The sequence below is a fragment of the Paenibacillus dendrobii genome (assembly GCF_009807035.1).
GTDB lineage: Bacteria > Bacillota > Bacilli > Paenibacillales > Paenibacillaceae > Paenibacillus_AQ > Paenibacillus_AQ dendrobii.
The window spans coordinates 520,938-541,521 of sequence record NZ_WUBI01000002.1 but is presented as its reverse complement, the minus strand read 5'-3'; the positions used below and the strand labels follow the sequence as shown (position 1 = coordinate 541,521).

General features: G+C 47.8%; 23 protein-coding genes and 1 other annotated feature. Of the genes, 20 read left to right on the top strand and 3 right to left on the bottom strand.

Going from position 1 to position 20,584, the window contains the following annotated elements; genetic code table 11:
* Positions 1 to 63: 63 nt before the first annotated feature.
* The 10 genes from sigG to GRF59_RS16490 all read left to right on the top strand — a co-directional run bounded on the left by sigG (position 64) and on the right by GRF59_RS16490 (position 9,943).
* Positions 64 to 846, top strand: a complete 783-nt coding sequence (gene sigG / locus GRF59_RS16535) for an RNA polymerase sporulation sigma factor SigG (protein ID WP_127601665.1) — start codon at positions 64 to 66, stop codon at positions 844 to 846.
* Between the two features lie 269 nt (positions 847 to 1,115).
* Positions 1,116 to 1,430, top strand: coding sequence for a YlmC/YmxH family sporulation protein (locus tag GRF59_RS16530; protein ID WP_160499124.1), 315 nt, complete (start codon positions 1,116 to 1,118; stop codon positions 1,428 to 1,430).
* Between the two features lie 92 nt (positions 1,431 to 1,522).
* A complete protein-coding gene (pgeF, locus tag GRF59_RS16525; protein ID WP_160498797.1) occupies positions 1,523 to 2,377 on the top strand; it encodes a peptidoglycan editing factor PgeF in 855 nt (284 codons plus the stop codon).
* Between the two features lie 7 nt (positions 2,378 to 2,384).
* Positions 2,385 to 3,077, top strand: a complete 693-nt coding sequence (locus GRF59_RS16520; protein WP_160498796.1) for a YggS family pyridoxal phosphate-dependent enzyme — start codon at positions 2,385 to 2,387, stop codon at positions 3,075 to 3,077.
* Positions 3,077 to 3,523 carry a cell division protein SepF gene (locus GRF59_RS16515; protein ID WP_160498795.1) on the top strand — a complete coding sequence of 149 codons (447 nt, stop codon included), beginning with the start codon at positions 3,077 to 3,079 and terminating at the stop codon, positions 3,521 to 3,523. The genes GRF59_RS16520 and GRF59_RS16515 overlap by 1 nt, the downstream gene beginning before the upstream one ends.
* A 7-nt stretch (positions 3,524 to 3,530) precedes the next feature.
* Positions 3,531 to 3,797 (top strand): YggT family protein, encoded by a 267-nt coding sequence (locus GRF59_RS16510; RefSeq protein ID WP_272914994.1) that lies wholly within the window; start codon positions 3,531 to 3,533, stop codon positions 3,795 to 3,797.
* A 2-nt stretch (positions 3,798 to 3,799) separates the two neighbouring features.
* Positions 3,800 to 4,582 carry a YlmH family RNA-binding protein gene (locus GRF59_RS16505; RefSeq protein WP_202128706.1) on the top strand — a complete coding sequence of 261 codons (783 nt, stop codon included), beginning with the start codon at positions 3,800 to 3,802 and terminating at the stop codon, positions 4,580 to 4,582.
* A gap of 163 nt (positions 4,583 to 4,745) precedes the next feature.
* Positions 4,746 to 5,249 (top strand): DivIVA domain-containing protein, encoded by a 504-nt coding sequence (locus tag GRF59_RS16500; RefSeq protein WP_160498794.1) that lies wholly within the window; start codon positions 4,746 to 4,748, stop codon positions 5,247 to 5,249.
* A gap of 88 nt (positions 5,250 to 5,337) precedes the next feature.
* Positions 5,338 to 5,636 (top strand) — a binding site (T-box leader).
* 700 nt (positions 5,637 to 6,336) lie between these two features.
* Complete coding sequence (gene ileS / locus GRF59_RS16495; protein WP_160498793.1) at positions 6,337 to 9,429, top strand: isoleucine--tRNA ligase; 3,093 nt, start codon at positions 6,337 to 6,339, stop codon at positions 9,427 to 9,429.
* 181 nt (positions 9,430 to 9,610) lie between these two features.
* Entirely contained in the window at positions 9,611 to 9,943 is a 333-nt protein-coding gene (locus GRF59_RS16490; RefSeq protein ID WP_160498792.1) for a DUF5665 domain-containing protein, read from the top strand.
* Positions 9,944 to 9,951: 8 nt separating this feature from the next.
* Here the strand turns inward: GRF59_RS16490 and GRF59_RS16485 are convergent, their stop codons facing one another.
* Positions 9,952 to 10,698 (bottom strand): TraR/DksA C4-type zinc finger protein, encoded by a 747-nt coding sequence (locus tag GRF59_RS16485; RefSeq protein ID WP_160498791.1) that lies wholly within the window; start codon positions 10,696 to 10,698, stop codon positions 9,952 to 9,954.
* Between the two features lie 224 nt (positions 10,699 to 10,922).
* Between GRF59_RS16485 and lspA the strand changes: the two genes are divergently transcribed.
* The 3 genes from lspA (at position 10,923) to GRF59_RS16470 (ending at position 13,690) form a co-directional block, all read left to right on the top strand.
* A complete protein-coding gene (gene lspA / locus GRF59_RS16480; protein WP_160498790.1) occupies positions 10,923 to 11,420 on the top strand; it encodes a signal peptidase II in 498 nt (165 codons plus the stop codon).
* Positions 11,417 to 12,340 carry an RluA family pseudouridine synthase gene (locus GRF59_RS16475; RefSeq protein ID WP_160498789.1) on the top strand — a complete coding sequence of 308 codons (924 nt, stop codon included), beginning with the start codon at positions 11,417 to 11,419 and terminating at the stop codon, positions 12,338 to 12,340. Before lspA ends, GRF59_RS16475 begins: the two co-directional genes overlap by 4 nt.
* 96 nt (positions 12,341 to 12,436) lie before the next feature.
* Positions 12,437 to 13,690, top strand: a complete 1,254-nt coding sequence (locus GRF59_RS16470) for an LL-diaminopimelate aminotransferase (protein ID WP_160498788.1) — start codon at positions 12,437 to 12,439, stop codon at positions 13,688 to 13,690.
* On the opposite strand, the gene GRF59_RS30015 is transcribed toward GRF59_RS16470, so the two are convergent.
* Positions 13,687 to 13,815, bottom strand: coding sequence for a hypothetical protein (locus tag GRF59_RS30015; protein ID WP_272914993.1), 129 nt, complete (start codon positions 13,813 to 13,815; stop codon positions 13,687 to 13,689). The genes GRF59_RS16470 and GRF59_RS30015 overlap by 4 nt on opposite strands.
* Positions 13,816 to 14,043: 228 nt before the next feature.
* Here GRF59_RS30015 and GRF59_RS16465 point away from each other — a divergent pair, with 228 nt between their 5' ends.
* The gene (locus GRF59_RS16465; RefSeq protein WP_160498787.1) at positions 14,044 to 14,691 is read left to right on the top strand and encodes a FusB/FusC family EF-G-binding protein; all 648 of its coding nucleotides are present in this window, start codon (positions 14,044 to 14,046) and stop codon (positions 14,689 to 14,691) included.
* Positions 14,692 to 14,805: 114 nt separating this feature from the next.
* Here the strand turns inward: GRF59_RS16465 and GRF59_RS16460 are convergent, their stop codons facing one another.
* Entirely contained in the window at positions 14,806 to 15,165 is a 360-nt protein-coding gene (locus GRF59_RS16460; protein WP_160498786.1) for a hypothetical protein, read from the bottom strand.
* Between the two features lie 391 nt (positions 15,166 to 15,556).
* On the opposite strand from GRF59_RS16460, the gene GRF59_RS16455 reads away from it, so the two are divergent.
* From GRF59_RS16455 to GRF59_RS16430, 6 genes are all read left to right on the top strand, one after another.
* Positions 15,557 to 16,198 (top strand): helix-turn-helix domain-containing protein, encoded by a 642-nt coding sequence (locus tag GRF59_RS16455; RefSeq protein WP_341480085.1) that lies wholly within the window; start codon positions 15,557 to 15,559, stop codon positions 16,196 to 16,198.
* 69 nt (positions 16,199 to 16,267) lie between these two features.
* Positions 16,268 to 17,041 carry a twin-arginine translocase subunit TatC gene (gene tatC / locus GRF59_RS16450; protein ID WP_160498785.1) on the top strand — a complete coding sequence of 258 codons (774 nt, stop codon included), beginning with the start codon at positions 16,268 to 16,270 and terminating at the stop codon, positions 17,039 to 17,041.
* Between the two features lie 58 nt (positions 17,042 to 17,099).
* Positions 17,100 to 17,357: a twin-arginine translocase TatA/TatE family subunit gene (locus GRF59_RS16445; protein ID WP_160498784.1), complete on the top strand. Its 258-nt coding sequence runs from the start codon at positions 17,100 to 17,102 to the stop codon at positions 17,355 to 17,357.
* 284 nt (positions 17,358 to 17,641) lie between these two features.
* Positions 17,642 to 18,199, top strand: coding sequence for a bifunctional pyr operon transcriptional regulator/uracil phosphoribosyltransferase PyrR (pyrR, locus tag GRF59_RS16440; RefSeq protein ID WP_160498783.1), 558 nt, complete (start codon positions 17,642 to 17,644; stop codon positions 18,197 to 18,199).
* Position 18,200: 1 nt separating this feature from the next.
* Positions 18,201 to 19,109 carry an aspartate carbamoyltransferase catalytic subunit gene (locus GRF59_RS16435; RefSeq protein ID WP_423802960.1) on the top strand — a complete coding sequence of 303 codons (909 nt, stop codon included), beginning with the start codon at positions 18,201 to 18,203 and terminating at the stop codon, positions 19,107 to 19,109.
* A 112-nt stretch (positions 19,110 to 19,221) separates the two neighbouring features.
* Entirely contained in the window at positions 19,222 to 20,502 is a 1,281-nt protein-coding gene (locus tag GRF59_RS16430; RefSeq protein WP_160498782.1) for a dihydroorotase, read from the top strand.
* The last annotated feature ends 82 nt before the right edge of the window (positions 20,503 to 20,584 follow it).

The window sequence follows — 20,584 nt, the reverse complement described above, 5'->3', positions numbered from 1 at the left end:
GAATAAAATGAGCCCCCAGGGAGATAATGTACATTAATGTTTCTCCTTGGGAGGTATATCATCATGACCCGAAACAAAGTCGAAATTTGTGGTGTGGATACCGCAAAATTGCCTGTGTTAACCAATGTGGAAATGCGGGAATTATTCCATGCCTTACAGCAAAACAACGAACGGTCAGCCAGAGAAAAGCTGGTTAACGGCAACCTGAGACTAGTGCTCAGCGTGATCCAGCGCTTTAACAATCGGGGAGAGTTTGTCGACGATTTGTTTCAGGTAGGCTGTATCGGACTCATGAAGGCCATTGATAATTTTGACTTGTCGCAAAACGTGAAATTTTCGACCTATGCGGTTCCGATGATCATCGGAGAAATCCGCAGGTACCTGCGGGATAACAATCCAATCCGTGTCTCGAGATCGTTGCGCGATATAGCCTATAAGGCTTTGCAGGTACGAGATTCCTTGACGAACCAGAATTCCAGGGAACCGACAATTTTCGAAATTTCAGAAGTTTTGAATGTGCCCAAAGAAGATGTGGTATTCGCGCTGGATGCGATTCAGGATCCTGTATCCCTCTTTGAACCGATCTATCATGATGGCGGCGATCCCATTTATGTCATGGACCAGATTAGCGATGACAAGAACAAAGACGTACTCTGGATTGAAGAAATTGCCCTCCGAGAGGCCATGCAACGACTAGGTCAGCGGGAAAAAATGATTCTTTCCATGCGATTTTTTGAAGGGAAGACCCAAATGGAGGTTGCCGACGAGATCGGCATTTCCCAGGCTCAGGTATCCCGCTTGGAAAAATCAGCGATTCAGCAAATGCAAAAGCATGTGAAGTCGTAAATCAAACTCAAAATTGAATATTAAGGATTTTGTAACCCAGATACACTGGAGCAATCTTAATCCTTTGAAAGCAAAGCGATCCGTAAGGGTCGCTTTTTTAGATTGTACTTTCATCGTGATTTTAACCGGAATCGGTAAAAAGAAGGGCATTTTGCCCAGTCCGCACATATACTTATCATATATGAACAGAGTAGCGGACTACGGGTTGAAAACTCACGAAAAAGGAGCTGCGGCCCTTGATTCCAGATCAGCAGGCGGTGGAGAAGAGTATGAAAATATCCGATTTTCAAACGAAGGATGTCATCAATATTGTGGACGGCAAAAGGCTTGGCCAAATCAGCGATCTTGAGCTGGATCTGCGCCAAGGCCGGATTGATGCGATTGTAGTGCCCAGCTATAGCAAATTTTTGGGATTGTTCGGCGGGGGCGCCGATCTGATCATACCATGGCGGAATATCGTTAAAATTGGTTCAGATGTCGTTTTGGTCAAGATGGAAGAGCTTAAAACACTGCAGGACGAAAAGGATGCTGCCGCTTATGCGGAACGTCAGGAACGCGACCGCCGGAATTACAGGGATTTATGAACAGGTGACGGAACTCGAAATGTTGGATTTTATATGCCTGCAGCTATAATTGTAGCACCCGGTTATGGTACACTGGAAGCTGAGGTGAGAGCATGGAACCGTTTGTTTTAAAAGAGGCCGAGGGGCAGCCCGCACTTTTTATGCTGGAGCCTTGGGCAAGTCAATATAAGGGACTCAGCGCCGGCTTTACCGGAAGAAACGGAGGCGTTGGCCAAACGCCTTATCATACACTGAATTGCGCTTTTCATGTGGGAGACCGCCCAGAAGATGTGATTGCCAATCGCAAGCTTGTGGCTGCCACGCTTGGCTTTACACTGGATGCATGGACATGCGGTGAGCAAGTACACAGCGCCGATATTGCAATCATTGACCGAGACAAGCGGGGGGCCGGAAGCTTGGACCGGGAGTCTGCGATACAGGATACGGATGGACTGCTGACTAATGTGCCGGGAGTCATGCTGACTTCATTTTATGCCGATTGCGTTCCGCTATTTTTCTATGATCCGAAGCAGCAGGTCGTTGGCCTGGCTCATGCCGGATGGAAAGGAACCGTGGCCGGAATTGCCGGTAAAATGGTGGAACGGATGCAGGAGGCCTTCGGCAGCCAAAGCGAAGACATCGTGGCAGCGATTGGTCCGTCGATCGGTTCCTGCTGCTATGAAGTGGATGAAAAAGTCATGACCCATGTGCGCGATTTAGAAAAACATTTCCTGGGTAATGAGCATTATTCCACTTCAGACTGGTACATAGCAAAAGAAGGCGGCAAATACATGCTTAACTTGAAAGAAATGAATCGACACATTATGATTAAAGCAGGAATATTGCCGACTCATATCGAATGTACATCATGGTGTACGAGCTGTCGTAACGATTTGTTTTTCTCATACCGCAAGGATGGGGGAACGACAGGACGAATGGCTAGTTGGATCGGGTTAAAAGAGAGGTGAGCCTTCCATGAATCTGGAAGAGCGTGTACAGCAAGTTCATAAACAGATTGAAGAGGCATGCCTGCGCAGTGGCAGATCCGCTGAAGACGTCAACATCGTGGCGGTGACCAAATATGTATCGACTGCAATGGCAGCCAAAGTACTGGACAGCGGACTGGAGCATCTTGGCGAGAACCGCTGGCAAAATGCAGAGGAAAAATGGAACGCGCTGGGACAGCGGGGAACTTGGCATTTTATCGGCCATTTGCAATCCAATAAAGTGAAGGATGTGATCGGCAAGTTCGAATACATTCATTCATTGGACAGGCTTTCTTTGGCCAAAGAAATGGAGAAATCCGCGGCAGCACAGGGTTTGGTAATAAAAACCTTCGTACAGGTTAATATTTCTGGAGAAGATAGCAAATACGGATTGGCACCTGAGGATACTGCAGATTTTTTGCGAAAAATTCAAGGTTTTTCCCATATTAGGGTGATTGGCCTCATGACCATGGCTCCTTTCGAGGATAGGGCAGAAGATACCCGCATGGTTTTCAGAGGGCTTCGTGAGTTAAGGGATGATTTAAACCTCCAAGGTATAACGAAGGAACCGTTAACGGAGCTTTCCATGGGAATGTCTAACGATTTTGAAGTGGCGATTGAGGAAGGAGCAACTTGGATTCGGTTAGGCAGTGTTTTGGTCGGGAAAGAAGAGGAGGAGTGATGATTGTGATGAACAAATTTATGTCTTTTTTGGGATTGCAAGAGCAGGAGGAAATCGTTGAACGGGAACAGCTCCCCGTTGAAGAAGAAGAATTTGAAACTCCGCCGGTGGAAACACGTAAAAACCAAAGGGGAAATAATGTGGTCAGCATTCACTCGCAAAAAAACGTTAAGGTTATCCTGCATGAGCCGAGATCATATGACGAAGCCCAGGAAATTGCTGATCATTTGCGGTCGCATCGAACCGTTGTGGTGAATTTGCAGCGGGTGCGCACGGATCAGGCGCTTCGGATCATTGATTTTCTTAGTGGAACGGTCTATGCCTTGGGCGGGGGTATATCCAAGATTGGCGGCAATATCTTTTTGTGCACACCGGATACGGTAGAGATTTCAGGCACCATATCAGAAATACTTGGAGAAGAACATGAATACAACAGAATGAGGTGAGCCAATTTTGTACGAAGTTGCAACAATAGTGCATTATCTGTTTCAAATCTACTTTTACATGATTATTGTTTATGTGCTGATGTCTTGGCTTCCAAACTTGCGCGAGAATTTTATCGGAGAGCTGCTTGCGAAGCTGGTGGAACCATATCTGTCTCCGTTCCGTCGTTTCATTCCGCCAATTATGGGAATGCTGGATATTTCGCCGATCATTGCGCTGTTTGTCCTGCAGTTCGCTGAGCAGGGCGTTTACGCGATCCTTCGGTTGTTCCTCTGATCATGAAGCAGGATATTTATGAGCACTTTCACCCCGATGAGCGCGAGTTCGTGGATCGTGCATGGGAATGGATTGTGAACGCAGGTCAATACCATGAAACCAAGCTGACCGATTTTTTGGATCCAAGACAGATCGTCATCGTGAAATCGTTGGCAAACCGCCATCCGGATGTGCATGTGCGCCTGGACGGCGGTTATGAAGGGGCAGAGCGGTGCCGTGCACTCATTGCGCCGGATTACCGGGATTTAGATGGCGAGGACATGAAGCTGAAGGTTCTTAGCATTGACTCCCTTGACCAGAAATTTCTGACACTTGAACATGGGGATTACATGGGGTCCATTTTAGGGCTTGGCATTAAACGGTCCAAAATAGGTGATATCCATGTTCTCGAGAATGGCTGCCATACGGTTGTTTGTGAAGATATTAGCGCATTTCTTGATATGAATTTAAATCAGGTGCACCGTATACACGTCCAGCGTGAGATTTTGCCGATTGAGCAGCTGCGAACGAGCAACGTTTCTTTGGAGACGCTCGATATTACGGTGGCTTCTTTGCGTCTTGATGGCATTGCCTCCGATGTTTATCGTCTCAGCCGGAGCAAGGTGCTGATTCCCATCCGTGCAGGACGCTGCCGCGTAAACTGGAAAACCGTCGAGGACCCCTCATCTCCGCTTAAAGAAGGCGACATGGTCTCGATGCAGGGTTTTGGACGTTTCAAGGTGCTGGAGGCCGGAGATGTTACGAAAAAAGGGCGTTTTCGCGTTAAAATAGGTAAATTTGTGTAGACTCTCAGCAGGAAATAGGTTTTTTCTGTCGAAATGAAATATTTACGAGCAAAGACTAATCTAATGAAAAGCATTTCTTCGGCCGATACATTCCAAGTGGACTGTATCTACAGATCCGTTTGATAACAGGGAGACCTGAACATTCTTAGGAGGTGCACATCAAATGCCATTAACGCCACTGGATATACATAACAAGGAATTTTCCCGCCGGCTCCGGGGTTATGATGAAGATGAAGTGAATGAATTCCTTGATCAGGTCATCAAGGATTATGAGAGTGTAATCCGGGAAAACAAGGAACTTCATAACCAGATGATGTCCTTGCAGGAAAGACTTGATCACTTCCTCAATATTGAAGAGACGCTTTCCAAAACTATTATCGTGGCACAGGAAGCAGCTGATGAGGTTAAGAACAATGCCAAGAAAGAAGCTCAGCTGATCATTAAGGAATCCGAGAAGAATGCTGACCGTATTATTAATGAATCACTTTCCAAGTCGCGTAAAATTGCCATGGAAGTGGAAGAATTAAAAAAGCAGGCTTCGATCTACCGTACGCGGTTCCGGACGCTGGTTGAAGCGCAGCTTGAGCTGTTGAGCCAAGATGGCTGGGAAGCGTTGGAGTCTTCCAGTGATTCCCGGGATACCCGTGAGGCAAATGAAGTATACTAGGCTTCTGCTTGGTTGACTTTTGATACAAAAAGGACTATAACTATAGTCATATCGGTTGTTGTGCGAATGTACAACATCCTAGCGTTATATGTATTCAATGATGGGATAAGTAAGCTTTGGATATGTCCTTCAGAGAGTTGGCGATTTGCTGAGAGCCAATGTTCAGACCAAAAGCCGAAGATCCTCCCGGAGAAGTAAAGCTGAACCGTTAGCTGCTAACGTGCGTAAGCTGAACCGGATTGCCGAACGTTATATCGGCTCCTTGCTGAATCGAGCGTTTCCTAGTGGAAAGCTTTTAGGCGAGGACTTAAGGAGTCGTTCTGAAGAAGCTTTTTTCTTCGTGAACGGAATTAGGGTGGTCACGCGAGCAGAAGCCTCGTCCCTTTGGGGATGAGGCTTTTTTTGTGCTTGGAGAAGCTTCTTTGGATCTTTTTCCGAATCCCCCTAAGTCCCCTTTCCAAGCCTTTGCTTCCGAAGCGAGTTTTCCTTTGGGAAACTTTTAGGGACCCCAGAGGACGCCGCCCTCTGGACACCCGAAAGGTTGGTGGTTTGAGGGGCGGCGGTGATCCAATGTGACGGGTGGTGGAGATGCTCGGTTCTTCCTCAACTTCCCTTCGGATACGTCATCGGGAACCTATCGTGCGTTGAAAATGTTCGAGGCAGGCAGTCACTTTCCAGCCTATAAATCAAGACAGCGCATCCGTAAAGCGTGCCCCGTTCTTTGCGCAAGCAAAGAATAGGGGCGAAAAGCGGGTATCACATACAAAAGTTTCAAAGTACGCACTCTGTTGCACATTCCGATTCATTTCGGGTGTCCAGAGGGCGAGCCCTTGGGGTCCCTCTTACGAAGAGGGATTTAGGGAGATGGGAAATTAACGCATCCGTAAAGCGTGCCCCGTTCTTTGCGCAAGCAATGAATAGGGGCGAAAAGCGGGTATCACATACAAAAGTTTCAAAGTACGCACTCTGTTGCACATTCCGATTCATTTCGGGAGTCCAGAGGGCAGAGCCCTTGGGGTCCCCCTTACGAAGAGGGATTTAGGGGGATGGGAAATTCCTTTGAAGGAAAACGAAAGGTAGGATATTTATGCAAAAAGTCGATATCAAAGAAAAAGCACGCTCCCGCGATTTGCGGGTACTCAAGAAATGGAACGAGGAAGACACCTTCCGCAAGTCCATGGAAAACCGTGAAGGTAAGAAAAATTACGTTTTCTACGAAGGTCCTCCAACAGCCAACGGCGCTCCGCATATCGGGCACGTTCTGGGCCGCGTCATCAAGGACTTTATCGGTCGTTATCAGACGATGAAAGGCTACCGCGTCGTCCGCAAAGCCGGATGGGATACGCATGGATTGCCGGTTGAGCTTGGAGTTGAGAAGCAGCTCGGGATCTCCGGTAAGCAGGAAATTGAAAAATACGGCGTGGAAGAATTTATTAAGAAGTGTAAAGCCAGCGTTTTCGAATATGAAAAACAATGGAGAGAGCTGACGGAAGCCATCGGCTACTGGACGGATTTGGATCATCCGTACATCACGCTTGAGAACAACTACATTGAGAGCGTATGGAACATCCTGGCGACCATCCATGAAAAAGGCCTGCTCTATCGCGGTCACCGCGTAAGCCCGTATTGCCCTTGCTGCCAAACGACACTCAGCTCCCATGAAGTGGCACAAGGTTATGAAGATGTGAAGGATCTCAGCGCAACAGCCAAATTCAAGCTGCATGACAGTGGCGAATATGTGCTTGCTTGGACGACCACTCCTTGGACGCTTCCGGCTCACGTTGCACTCGCGATGAACCCGGATATGGACTACGTACGTGTGGAGAAGAACGGGGAAGTGTACATTGTTGCTAAAAACCTGGTGGAAGACGTAATGAAAGAGGATTATCAGGTTTTGTCCACGCATAAAGGTTCCGAGTTTATCGGAAAAACCTATACACCGCCATTTACGTACACCAAGCCTGAAAAAGGCAACCTGATCGTTGGCGCATCCTTCGTAACGGATGCCAGCGGTACAGGTATCGTTCATATGGCACCTGCGCACGGTGAGGACGACTATAAAACCTGCCGCGAAAACGGCATTAGCTTCATCAGCGTCGTCAATGCACAGGGACGTTATACCGATGAGATCACGGATCTTGCTGGACGTTTCGTGAAAGATTGCGACCTGGATATCGTGAAAATGCTGTCCGAAAAGGGACTTCTTTTCAGCAAGGAAAAATACGAGCACAGCTATCCATTCTGCTGGCGCTGCAAATCTCCGTTGCTGTATTACGCGATGGAGAGCTGGTTCATTGAAACCACAGCCGTGAAGGATCAATTGATCGCCAATAACAACAGCGTGGAATGGTTCCCGGGTCATATCCGCGAAGGCCGCTTCGGCAAATTCCTTGAGGATCTGGTGGACTGGAACATCAGCCGTAACCGCTACTGGGGTACGCCTTTGAACGTCTGGGTCTGCGATTCCTGTAAAAAAGAATACTCTCCGCATAGCTTTGCGGATCTGAGAGAGCATGCAACGACAGAACTTCCGGATGATTTCGAGTTGCATAAGCCTTACGTGGACGGAGTGAAAGTGCACTGTCCGCATTGCGAAGGTGGAGTGATGGAACGCACTTCCGAGGTCATTGACGTATGGTTTGACAGCGGTTCGATGCCATTTGCACAGCATCACTATCCATTCGAAAACGTGGAAAACTTCGAAGATCAATTCCCTGCCGACATGATCTGTGAAGGGATTGACCAGACCCGCGGCTGGTTCTATAGCCTGCTGGCGGTTTCCACGCTCTTCAAGGGAGTAGCGCCATACAAGGCCGTCATCGCTACGGGCCACATCCTTGATGAAAACGGACAAAAAATGTCTAAATCTAAAGGTAATGTCATCGACCCTTGGGAAATCATCAATGAATTCGGTACGGATGCCTTCCGTTGGGCTTTGCTCGCGGACAGTGCGCCATGGAACAGCAAACGCTTCTCTAAAGGCATCGTGGCCGAAGCGAAATCCAAAGTCGTGGATACGCTGGTGAATACTCATTCGTTCCTGACCCTGTATGCGAATATCGATGGATACGACCCTGCAGAACATCCGTACAAACCGTCAAACAATAAGCTGGATCGGTGGATACTTTCCCGTTTGAACAGCCTGATCCAGTTGGTTGACAAAGGATTGGCGGTTAACGACTTCCTGAATTCCGCCAAAGGCATCGAAGGCTTTATTGATGAGCTGAGCAACTGGTACATCCGCCGTTCCCGCGACCGTTTCTGGGGAAGTGGCTTGACCGAGGACAAACTTGCAGCATATGGTACTCTAACGCATGTCCTGCTCACCCTCGCCCAGTTGATGGCACCTTATACGCCGTTCCTGTCCGAAGATATCTATACGAACCTCGGCGGCGGCACAAGCGTGCATCTGGCGGACTTCCCGCAAGCCGACGAGACTCTCATCAATAAGTCGCTGGAAGCGGATATGGAAGCAGCCCGTCAAATCGTTGAACTCGCGCGGAACGTACGTAACGAAACGGGCATCAAAACCCGTCAGCCATTGTCTGAACTGATTATCTCAATGGATCGTCCTTTTGACGTAGAGGGCTACCAAGAAATCGTCAAGGAAGAGATCAATGTGAAGGAACTCGTGCTTGAAACCAGCGACAGCGGGTTTGTTGATTTTACGTTGAAAATGAACTTGAAAGTCGCCGGTAAAAAATACGGTAAAAATATCGGCTTCCTGCAAGGCTTCCTCAAAGGTCTGACTCCGGAGGAAACAAGAGCAGCCGTTCAATCGGGAAGCATCAATGTAACTTCTCCGGAAGGGGAAGAGCTGCAAATCACAGCTGAAGAACTGCTGGTAGATAAGCATGCCAAGAGCGGTTTCGCTTCAGCATCCGGTTATGGCATTACAGTGGCCTTGAATACGGAAATCACTCCTGAACTCGAGCAGGAAGGTTGGGTCAGAGAAGTGGTCCGTGCCGTACAGGATTACCGCAAAAAGCTGGATCTGCCGATCGAAAAGCGTGTTACCCTGGTGCTTGACGCAGACGAAGAGCTTACTAAGGCGATTCAGTCTTTTGACCATGTGCTTCGTGAGAACGTACTCGTCAAAGATCTCATCTTCGGTAAGGTAGCAGCCATGGAAACCGTTGACCTGGCCGGTAAAACGCTGGGCATTCACATTGCTGAATAGTTTTTAGACATGATTCATACTGTGGGAAATTACCCGCATTGAATGAGTGCCGCGTTTTCGGCAAATAATAGCAGTCAAAAGGAATAAACGAGCCTTCAAGCGCAGATGAAAGTCTGCGGCCTTTGGGCTCGTTTGTTTTTCTTCGAGATATGCGGTTATGAATTCAAAAGGGGAAGAACTCATGGTGAATGATCCTAAGAACGGTGAACCAGCTGCAGGCGAAGAGCAGCTGAGCCGGATGTATCAACTAACGGTCCAGATTGCGGATCAGATGGAGAGATCCCGCATTGCCGACTATACCCAGCTCCTGCATAAGCCCTGGCGGCTCATCTGGTTGAATTTGCTCTCCGGAACGGCACGAGGGGTCGGCATTGCGATCGGCTTTACTTTTTTCGCGGCCACTATTATTTACGTTCTGCAGGTCCTTGGAGCGCTTAATCTGCCGATCATCGGCGATTATATCGCGGATATCGTGCGAATCGTTCAGCGTCAGCTTGAGCTGAATACGTATTAAGGTAAGGATCAGAAGAATTCTTCTTCGTCCTCTTCCTCTTCGGCAAGCTGACTCATGTCGATACCTTCGCCTTTATCAATGTATCTGCGGTATTCCTGGTTTCGGACGATATCAATGAGATTGCCGTAAATGTCTGTAGCTACAAAGGCTTCCAGCGGTTCGACGCAGCCTTCCAGCTCTTCCGAGGCTTCGATTTCCATCTCGTTATAGCTGTGGATTTCATTGCCTTCGGCCATGGCCGGGGAATTGGAGGTTCCAAAGTTCTCGAGCACCTGCCAGGCATCTTCGCCATCAAAGCCGTTTTGATCTTCGCGCTCATCGAGGCTAGTGCGGCCGAAAGGTGGCAACAAAAATTCCTCTTCTACCGGGCGGTAATTAGAAACATGCCGTTTGGGCGTATCCTCAATACAATATTCCGTCGTGGGAACGGCTTCGAGACGCTCATAGGCAATGGCTTTGCCGCAAACAGGACATACGCCGTAGGAACCCTGATCCATCCGCGCGAGCGCGTCACTGATAAGATCCATCTGGTGATCGTCATGATCCTGTAAAGTAAGATCGATCTCTCGGTCGTACAATTCGGTTGCGACATCGGCAGGATGATTATCGATATGAGACAGCTCGCCGGTTTCATCACGCATGGATTCATCCAGTCCGTAATGGTCATTGTCCTGATCTTTATGCTGTATGGATTGCTGCTGCTCTTCCAGCAGGGAACGAAGATGTTTGAGCTGTGTAGCGGTAAGATGCTGCATGGATACAGGCCCCTTTCCTTTTTGGCAGACGAACGCCGCTTAAGACGATTCCTTTCATTCTAGAATGCGCGGAAATGATGGGTTTTAGAGAAGGAAAATCTTCTCGTCACTGGACGTTAATGGACGATTTCTGACGTGCTGTGCTACAATATACGAGTCTTTAGTTGACATGAAGCCGTTATATTTTGCCGGCCTAAATGATAAGAACGGAGTGACTTGGTGCTGTGTGGTATTACATACTCGCTTTAATTGCATTTTTAGTGGATCAGAGTACGAAATTCATGATTGCAAAACAATTGGAGATTGGTGAAGAAATACCAGTCATCGGCAATTTCTTTCTGATTACCTCAAGCCGTAACCGGGGTGCTGCTTTTGGGATTCTTCCAAACCAAAGATGGTTTTTTGTCGTCGTCACCGTGGTTGTCGTCATCGCCATTATCTGGTACATGCAAAGAGTGAGGAAATCCTCTTCACGTAAGCTGCTGCCCGTTGCCCTTAGTCTCGTATTGGGAGGTGCCATCGGCAACTTCCTTGATCGTGCACTGAATGGGGAAGTCGTGGACTTTTTGATGTTTAACTTCGGAAGTTATACGTTTCCAATTTTCAACATTGCAGACTCCTGTATTGTTGTCGGGGTCGCGCTCATTATTTTGGATTCGCTGATTGATTTGAATAAAACAACACCAGAGAGCAAGAGCCAGGAAGGGAATGAAATTGTGTGAGTGAAACCGATATCCGGGAGTGGGTGATCGACCGGGAATTTGCCAAGGACCGGATCGACAAGTATATCACTGAATCCTGGGAAGATGAGGTGTCCAGATCCCAGGTACAGTTATGGATCGCTTCGGGCCATGTCAAGGTCAACGGAAATGCGGTAAAGGCCAATTATAAACTGGCGGAAGGCGATCATCTCGAAGTGATGGTCCCGGAACCGTCCGCCGTGGAAATCGTGGCTGAGGATATTCCGCTTGATGTCGCTTATGAGGACCGCGATGTGATCGTGGTGAACAAACCGAGAGGCATGGTTGTGCATCCGGCTCCTGGACATTCATCGGGAACGCTCGTCAATGCGTTGATGTATCATTGCAAGGACTTGTCCGGTATTAACGGAGAGCTTCGTCCCGGTATTGTGCACCGGATCGATAAAGATACCTCAGGCCTTTTGATGGCAGCCAAAAACGACAAGGCGCATGCTTCACTGGCCGCACAGCTGAAGGATCATAGCGTTACACGCCGATATATCGCCCTGGTCCATGGTAATGTGAGCCATGACCAAGGAACCGTGGATGCACCGATTGGCCGCGATCCCCAGGATCGCAAGATGTTTACGGTTTCCGAAAAAAACAGCAAGCATGCCGTTACGCATTTCGTTGTTCTGGAGCGTTTTGGTGATTATACGGTGCTTGAGTTGCAGCTTGAAACGGGAAGAACGCATCAAATCCGCGTTCACATGAAATTCATCGGTCATCCTCTGGTGGGCGATCCTGTTTATGGACGCAGTAAAGGCATCAAAATGGACGGACAAGCGCTGCATGCCAAAGTGCTAGGATTCGTTCATCCGTCGAGCGGAGAGTACATGGAATTTACGGCTCCGATTCCATCTGATATGGAGGAACTGCTGACGAATCTGCGAAGTCGCTGAAGTACAAATGATACGATAATTAATCCATGGCTTTCAGCCATGGATTCCTTCATATTTAGGGTAGAAATTTTGCCTAAATAGGAGATGAAATATGACATGAGTATCGAACAATATCAAAACACGTTTATCCAAAATCATTTTGCGGACCGGATTGGCGGTTCCAATTACGGTAAAGATACGGCGATCTATAAGTTTGAAAAAATCAAACGCGCCAAAGCACAAGCGAAAAAGGATTTTCCTGATGTCGAACTGATCGACCTGGGCGTAGGCGAACCTGATGAAATGGCAGATGCCGGCATTGTCGCGAAGCTTGCCGAAGAAGCGGCCAAGCCTGAGAATCGGGGATACGCTGACAATGGTATTGCTGAGTTTAAAGAAGCGGCAGCGCATTATCTGAAAGAAGTATTTAACGTGGAAGGAATTGCCCCTGAGACGGAAGTGCTTCATTCCATCGGCTCCAAGCCGGCATTGGCGATGCTGCCTTCCTGCTTCATCAATCCGGGAGATGTGACCATCATGACGGTTCCTGGTTACCCGGTCATGGGTACCCACACCAAATACCTCGGCGGGGAAGTTTACAACATTGAGCTCAAAAAAGAGAACAATTTCCTGCCAGATCTGAATTCGATTCCAGCGGATATTGCTAAGCGCGCCAAGCTTTTTTATCTTAACTATCCGAACAATCCGACCGGAGCCAGCGCAACGATGGAGTTTTTTACCGAGGTTGTGAAATGGGCCAAGAAGCATAACGTTGTTATCGTACATGATGCTCCATATGCTGCATTGACGTATGACGGATTGAAGCCGCTTAGCTTCCTGTCCGTTCCCGGAGCCAAAGACGTGGGCGTCGAGCTTCATTCCCTGTCCAAGTCGTACAATATGACCGGATGGCGGATTGGATTTATCGCAGGTAACCCGCTTGTTGTAAAAGCATTCGGCGATGTGAAGGATAACAATGATTCCGGGCAATTTATCGCAATTCAGAAAGCGGCAGCATATGGTCTGTACAATCCGCAAATTACGGAGAAAATCGCCGCCAAATATTCTCGCCGGCATGAAATGCTGGTTGCAGCTTTGAATGAGCTGGGCTTCCAGGCTGAAAAACCGAAAGGTTCATTCTTCCTGTACGTGGAAGCACCTAAAGGGATCAAGGGCGGTATCCGTTTTGAGTCTGGCGAGGACTTCTCCCAGTTCCTGATCAGGGAAAAGCTGATCTCCAGCGTGCCTTGGGATGATGCCGGTCATTTTGTGCGTTTCTCCGTTACGTTTATCGCAAACGGTGAAGAAGACGAACAACGTGTTATCAATGAAATCAAGAGCCGTTTAAGCGATGTGGAATTTGAATTTTAATCGTTGATGATATAGTGGAAACGGGCAGCCGAGGGGCTGCCCATTTCTTTTGTTCTCCAGGCGATTCTTTGGTGAACTTGGTACAGGCTCATGGCGGATGGATGCTCTAGGATTAATTGCGCCATCCGGAATTCTTTGCTATACTTTTCGCATGATTGCGACAGGGGGTCTTATTGATGGCAACGCTGATTTGCTCATTTGCTAGGAAGTCCTCATGCAAAGCCTGATCTAGGGCGATACTTTGCGTGAGGTGCGATAGAATGGATTCAATCGCCCGAACTTATCTTTATCGTTTCTAATAACGGCTTTGCACCTTATACAATTTTCCATCAAAAATAAGGGGCTGAAGAGCTATGAGTACTCCATTTATTAGAAACCATCAATATAATATCATTAAGAAACAAACGGATTTTCTTCTGAAAACACTGCGAACCGTCGCGGATCGAAGGGTTTTAGAGACCGTAAGATACCGTGCTGCGGTGAACGTAACGGAGGCATTTTCTAGCCTGACAGGGGATCAGCAACGGATGCTGGAACAAATTTCGATCTTCGAGACGGCATTTGATTTTCAAAAATATCTTAGTGAAATAGAAGCATACCTAGAGCCGTACCCGCCGATTACGCTGAAACAGATTCAGAAGTTATTTCCTAAACATAAAAAACTGAAAGTTCCCGATCTGCAATCCATCGATTTTCGATTCGTGACATACTTGAGCTGGGTAGATGTGGCCACGAACAGGTTATTCATCATTTATCCGTTCGAAGGACGGTTCATTGGCATTGAAGGAAGAATTACGCCGACGAACAAGAAAGGGTATTGCCTGTTTTGCAATCGTCACCAAGAGCTTGCTTTCTTCTCAGTCAAGACCAAGCCAGCGATCGCATCGCCGGATAACTACGCATCCATTGGTCAATATGTATGTATGGATAACCATGCATGTAATCAGGTCATTACCGATACAGGACCACTCGAAAAGTTCATTCTCTCCATTCGTAAATAACGCAAATTCATAGAAAAAGGCTGCCCGAAGGCAGCCTGGAAATACCGAGAAACCCAGTCAATATGACTGGGTTTCTCACGTGATGGAATGTGATAAAATGCTGCAAGTTCAGCGCTACTCCGAAATAATCCGGTCTGCATATACAGCAACGTTACCGCTGCCATAGCTGCCATAAGTAATTTGCAATTTATAGTAGTCTGCCGGTAGATTGGAAGCCAACAGTACTTTTTCGGTTTTCGTCTCGCCTGGACGCACCGATACGTATGCTGTGCCTACAGAAACATCACCCGTTGGTGTCACTTTAAGCAAGGTCAGTGTGACAGAACCCCATGAATTGAAATTCTGGTTGTAATAAGTAGCCTCGTACGAAACTTTACCAGAGAGGTACAGGGGCACGGAAGTGGAAGCAGATGCTGCCGATGCAAACGTGAACAGCATGATCATGATGATGGCAATGAAGGAAAACTTTTTCATAATAGATCATCACCTTCCCAAATTAAGGTATTAATTCCATTTTATTTTATATATATCTACCAAATGTGTCAATCTATAGAATTGGAATATTTAGGGAATTGACCGAACTCATCGAATTTGAGCGGATTTAAATTTAACATCTACCCACGATGATAATAGCCACCAAAATGACCATGCCGATTATGTTACAAATGACAGGTGGTATCAAAAATAACTATGGTGCAATCTTTGTTAGCACTCTCCTAATTGATTATTCGAAAAAATTTGATTCAGAATTTGCAAAATCCTCATATATCTTATTGAAGCTGCTTCAAAAAAGTGACACTGTGTGAGCATCTACTGTTGAGATAATGGCAACACTCGTTTGAGTTGATGGAAAGGGGCGTTGTAGGTGGCTACCGATGAAGAGCAGATCGAGGTACAAAATAGGCTGGGCCAGTTGATTAAAAAAGAATTAAGGGCCAGGACGCTGTCCATGCGAAAACTGAGCGAAATCATTGGAATGGATACGGCGACCATATCGCGAATTGTAAACGGGAAACAGAAACCTCGTCTTGAGCATCTCAACATGTTCTCGGAGTATTTGGAGATTCCATTGACGGAGCTTTTCGCTGCTGCAGGATTTGAGATCTCGATGCAAAAGGATGGGGTACAAGAGCTCAGAGACGCCATTCAGGGTATCGGAATTAACGTGGAGGATATGGCCATCCAAATCCGCAAGGAATTGCATAAATATGAGGCATATGCAAAAACGGAGGAAGGCAGAGAAATGATCAAAAGGTCTTTCTTGCCGAAACTGGATCAGCTGCGGAGCGCGGGTTATTATATAGACCAATTAAAGGATCTCTACAAGGAATTTGATTCCGGCAACCTGCCTGACTCTGAGCAGCATGTCATTGGCAGCGCGCTTTTGTATTTCGTTCTGTCGGCCGATATTATTCCTGATTTCAGCTTTCCGTTTGGATATATTGATGATGCGATAGCTGTGCGTATTGTGATGGAGCGACTGGAACAAATGAGAAGACCTTCGTGATTTTTAGAGTCAAAGATGGTAAAGTGGTATGTATGGAAATGACATATATGTTTATGAACACGGGAGCTGATGACCCTGCTTAATCGTTTGAACTGGTCTTTGTATGTGGAACATTTATCCGAACTGCGAAAGCGGTTATTTTGGATCCTTGCCGTTTTTCTGGTGTCGATGATTATCGCCTTGTTTTTTACGGGAGATGTGCTTCAATTTCTGAAAAGTCGGCCTCCGGCTTCGCTTGTAGCCTGGAACGCATTCAGTCCCTTTGACGGGATCAAAATTTATATGTATCTGTCTGCGGCGCTGTCGTTGATCGTGGCGGTTCCGTTTACTTTGTTTCAAATATGGGGTTTCGTCAAAAAAGGGCTCCGGAAGGATGAACGCAGGGCTGCGCTCAAATATATCCCGGCCGCCTTTATGTTAGTGGTCGTTGGTTTTGTATTTGCCTATTTCGTCGTGTTTCCTATGGCGTTCCGTTTCACGACGGAAACAACGAAAAATTTGGGGCTGGTCGAGACCTATGGCATTGCGCAGTATTTTTCCTTTCTCACCAATATCGTGGTGCCGGTTTCTTTGGCTTTTGAGCTTCCTGTTATTGCTATGTTTTTGACCAGACTTCGTATATTGAATCCGGCCAAGCTAGGTAAAATGCGAAAAGTGGCTTATATGGTTCTGGTATTTATCGCCTGCATGATATCTCCGCCAGAGTTTTTTTCCCATATTTCCGTCTCTGTGCCGTTTATCATATTGTACGAGATCAGCGTTGTAATGTCCCGAGTGGTTTACCGCAAGCAACAGCGGCTGGATAACGAATACGACGAGCGAATGAACTATGGTGCGGTCTAAGCGATGGACAAGCCATTCCATGATCGTAATCAGGATTAAAGAGGAGTGAGTAATTCCTATGTTAAGCGATATCGGTGTACCGGGCTTTATCCTTTTGGCAGTGCTGGCATTATTGCTGTTCGGCCCGAACAAGCTGCCAGGCCTTGGACGAGCGGCAGGCAAAACGGTGCGTGAGGTAAAAAGGGAGATGAATGAGATTTTCGGTGATGCACCGAAAGCTCAAAACAACGCGCCGGCTGTGCCGCATCAAACTGCAGAGCCTGCGTCGACATCCGTGCAAACCGGGACCCAGCCCCAACGGAATTTACCGGAATAAGTTTCATATCCCAAAAAGGTCGAAGCCTGTTGACTTTTCAAGGCCCGTCTGTCATAATTCTCTGTAGTTAAATATGCACCTTTAATTCAGTCCCGTGAGACTGGCAAGGTAACGTGAATCGAGGTTCACTTTTGCGGCATGCGCATGTTTTTGTGCGGACCGGAAGTTTCCTCATGACCTATTATGTCTAACGACGTTAACTCCTTGCCTTTCGGGCAAGGAGTTTTTTGCGTCTTCACGGGTGATAATGTAGTCAAAATCCCTTAAACAAAGGAGTGTGGAGCATGAGTACTGAAGTGCATGTCATTATGGATGAAACGGCGATCCGCCGCGCACTGACACGGATTGCACACGAAATACTGGAGAGGAACAAGGGGATTGACAACTGCGTTCTGATCGGCATTAAAACGCGGGGAGAGTTTCTGGCAGAGAGGCTTGCCGCGAAAATACTTGAGATTGAAGGAACGCCGGTCGTTTGGGGAGCACTCGATGTGACCCCTTACAGGGACGATCAGAATGAAACGGACCCGAAAGCGGCTATGGATGTGAATAAAGAGCTTAAGGCTCTAAACATAAAAGATAAGAAGGTTATACTCTTCGACGATGTGCTGTACACAGGCCGGACGATACGGGCGGCGATGGATGCACTAATGGATTGCGGCAGACCTCAGATGATCCAGCTCGCTGTACTCGCGGACAGGGGACATCGTGAACTTCCGATCCGACCGGATTATATAGGAAAGAACGTTCCAACTTCCAGACAGGAACAGATTGAAGTCGCTTTGATCGAAACGGATGGCAAGGATGAGGTTGTGATTTTCCAAAACCGGGAGGAGAAATAACATGATGACGATGACGAAGCTCAAGGAACGCAGCTTACTCGGACTTAAGGATCTCAGCCGTCAGGAAATCGAGTCAATACTGGATCGGGCCGCATATTGGGAAGCGCAGCAGGAAAAAGTCGTGCCGGTGCTCAGCACAAGCTTTGTGGCGAACATGTTCTTCGAGAACAGCACGCGGACTCGCTTCTCTTTCGAAATGGCTGAAAAAAGACTTGGAGCCCAAGTCCTGAACTTCTCGGCGGCTGCATCCAGCGTGGAAAAAGGAGAGTCGATCTACGACACAGTCAAAACGCTGGAATCCATGGGAATCGATGCTGGAGTCATCCGTTTGAAGCCGTCGGGCGTGCTTGAAGAACTGGCAGGCAAACTGACGGTCCCGCTCATCAACGCAGGGGACGGTAACAACGAGCATCCGACACAAGCACTGCTGGACCTCTTCACTATGAAAAGAAAATTCGGAACCCTTCAAGGGTTGACCGTTTCGATCATCGGCGACATATCTCACAGCCGTGTGGCAAGATCGGATCTCTGGGCGCTTAAAAAGTTCGGGGCCGAAGTCAAGTTCTGCGCACCCCGCAGCATGCAAGCACCGGAACTTGAGCCTTATGCGCAATATGTCTCCATGGAAGAGGCCATGAAATCGGATGTGGTCATGATGCTGCGGGTTCAACTTGAACGCCATGAAACGGGCATGTTGAAATCGGCAGAGGAATACAGGGCACAATATGGATTAACTGTAGAGCGTGCAGCCAAGCTATCCAAACACACATTGATTATGCATCCTGCACCGGTAAATCGGAATGTGGAAATCGACGATGCTGTTGTCGAGTGCGAGCAATCGGCCATATTCACACAGATGAGCAACGGGGTTCCGGTACGTATGGCAGTGATGGAGAGAGCTTTGAAATAGGCTGAAGCAAGAATTTAGATGTAATTATGCTAATAAATATACACAAATATGAATTAATATTATACAATAGGTTGGAAGCCACGGCGCCAATCGACGAGCGGAGGTAAACAGCGTGCATATTATTACGAATGCTAGCGTGTTGAATGAACAAGGTGAACTGGTCAAAAAACATATCATCCTAGAAGACGGAGTCATCCGGAATCTGATCGACGGGGACTCAGCATGGGAGCCGAAGGAAGGCATCGAAGTAACGGACGCAGCGGGCAAGCTGGTCACGCCGGGTCTGATCGATATGCATGTTCATTTGCGCGAACCTGGCTTTGAACATAAAGAAACCATTGAAACCGGAAGCCGTTCGGCTGCCAAGGGCGGTTTTACAACGATTGCCTGCATGCCGAATACCAAACCGGTAACAGACAATCCGGAAACCGTCAAACAGGTGCTGGATAAGGCACGCGAAGCTGGGATTGTGAAAGTCCTTCCTTATGCAGCCATCACGGTTAGAGAGTTAGGACGGGAACTGACTGATTTCACTGCACTCAAGGAAGCTGGGGCCATTGGATTTACCGACGACGGCGTAGGCGTGCAGAATGCGCAAATGATGAAAAACGCCATGCGGATGGCTGCCGAACTGGATATGCCGGTCATCGCGCACTGCGAAGAGAACTCGCTCGTTGAAAGAGGATGCGTAACGGAAGGGAAGTTTGCCGAGAAGCATGGACTGGTGGGAATTCCGAATGAGTCGGAAGCGATCCATGTCGGCCGGGACATCCTGCTTGCAGAAGCTACAGGGGTTCACTACCATGTATGCCACGTCAGCACTGAGCAGTCCATCCGGTTGATCCGCCAGGCCAAATCCATCGGCATCAACGTGACTGCTGAGGTATGCCCGCATCACCTACTGTTGTCCGATGAAGATATCCCAGGACTTGATGCCAATTGGAAAATGAATCCGCCGCTGCGCTCCCCGCGCGACGTAGAGGCTTGTATCGAAGCCCTGCAGGACGGAACGCTGGATATCATCGTTACGGACCATGCTCCCCATACCGAAGAGGAAAAAGCAAAAGGAATGGAAATGGCGCCATTCGGCATCGTTGGCTTCGAGACTGCATTTCCACTCCTGTACACGAAATTCGTACAAACAGGAAAATGGGATCTCTCCTTCCTGGTGAGTCGCATGACTGCTGATCCTGCCAAGGTATTCGGACTGGAGACAGGGAGATTGGAAGAAGGTGCACCAGCCGATCTGACAATGATCGACCTGGACACGGAGAAAGAGGTCGATCCGAAGGAATTCGCGACCAAAGGACGCAACACTCCGTTTACCGGATGGAAGCTAAAAGGTTGGCCGGTGAAAACTTGGGTGGACGGCAAGATTGTATGGGCTGATTAAACCGGACACTGCCGGCATCAAAAAAGAAACACTTTGATATAGCCAAAAAAAGAAGAATGCTGCAAAGACAAATATCGCTTTT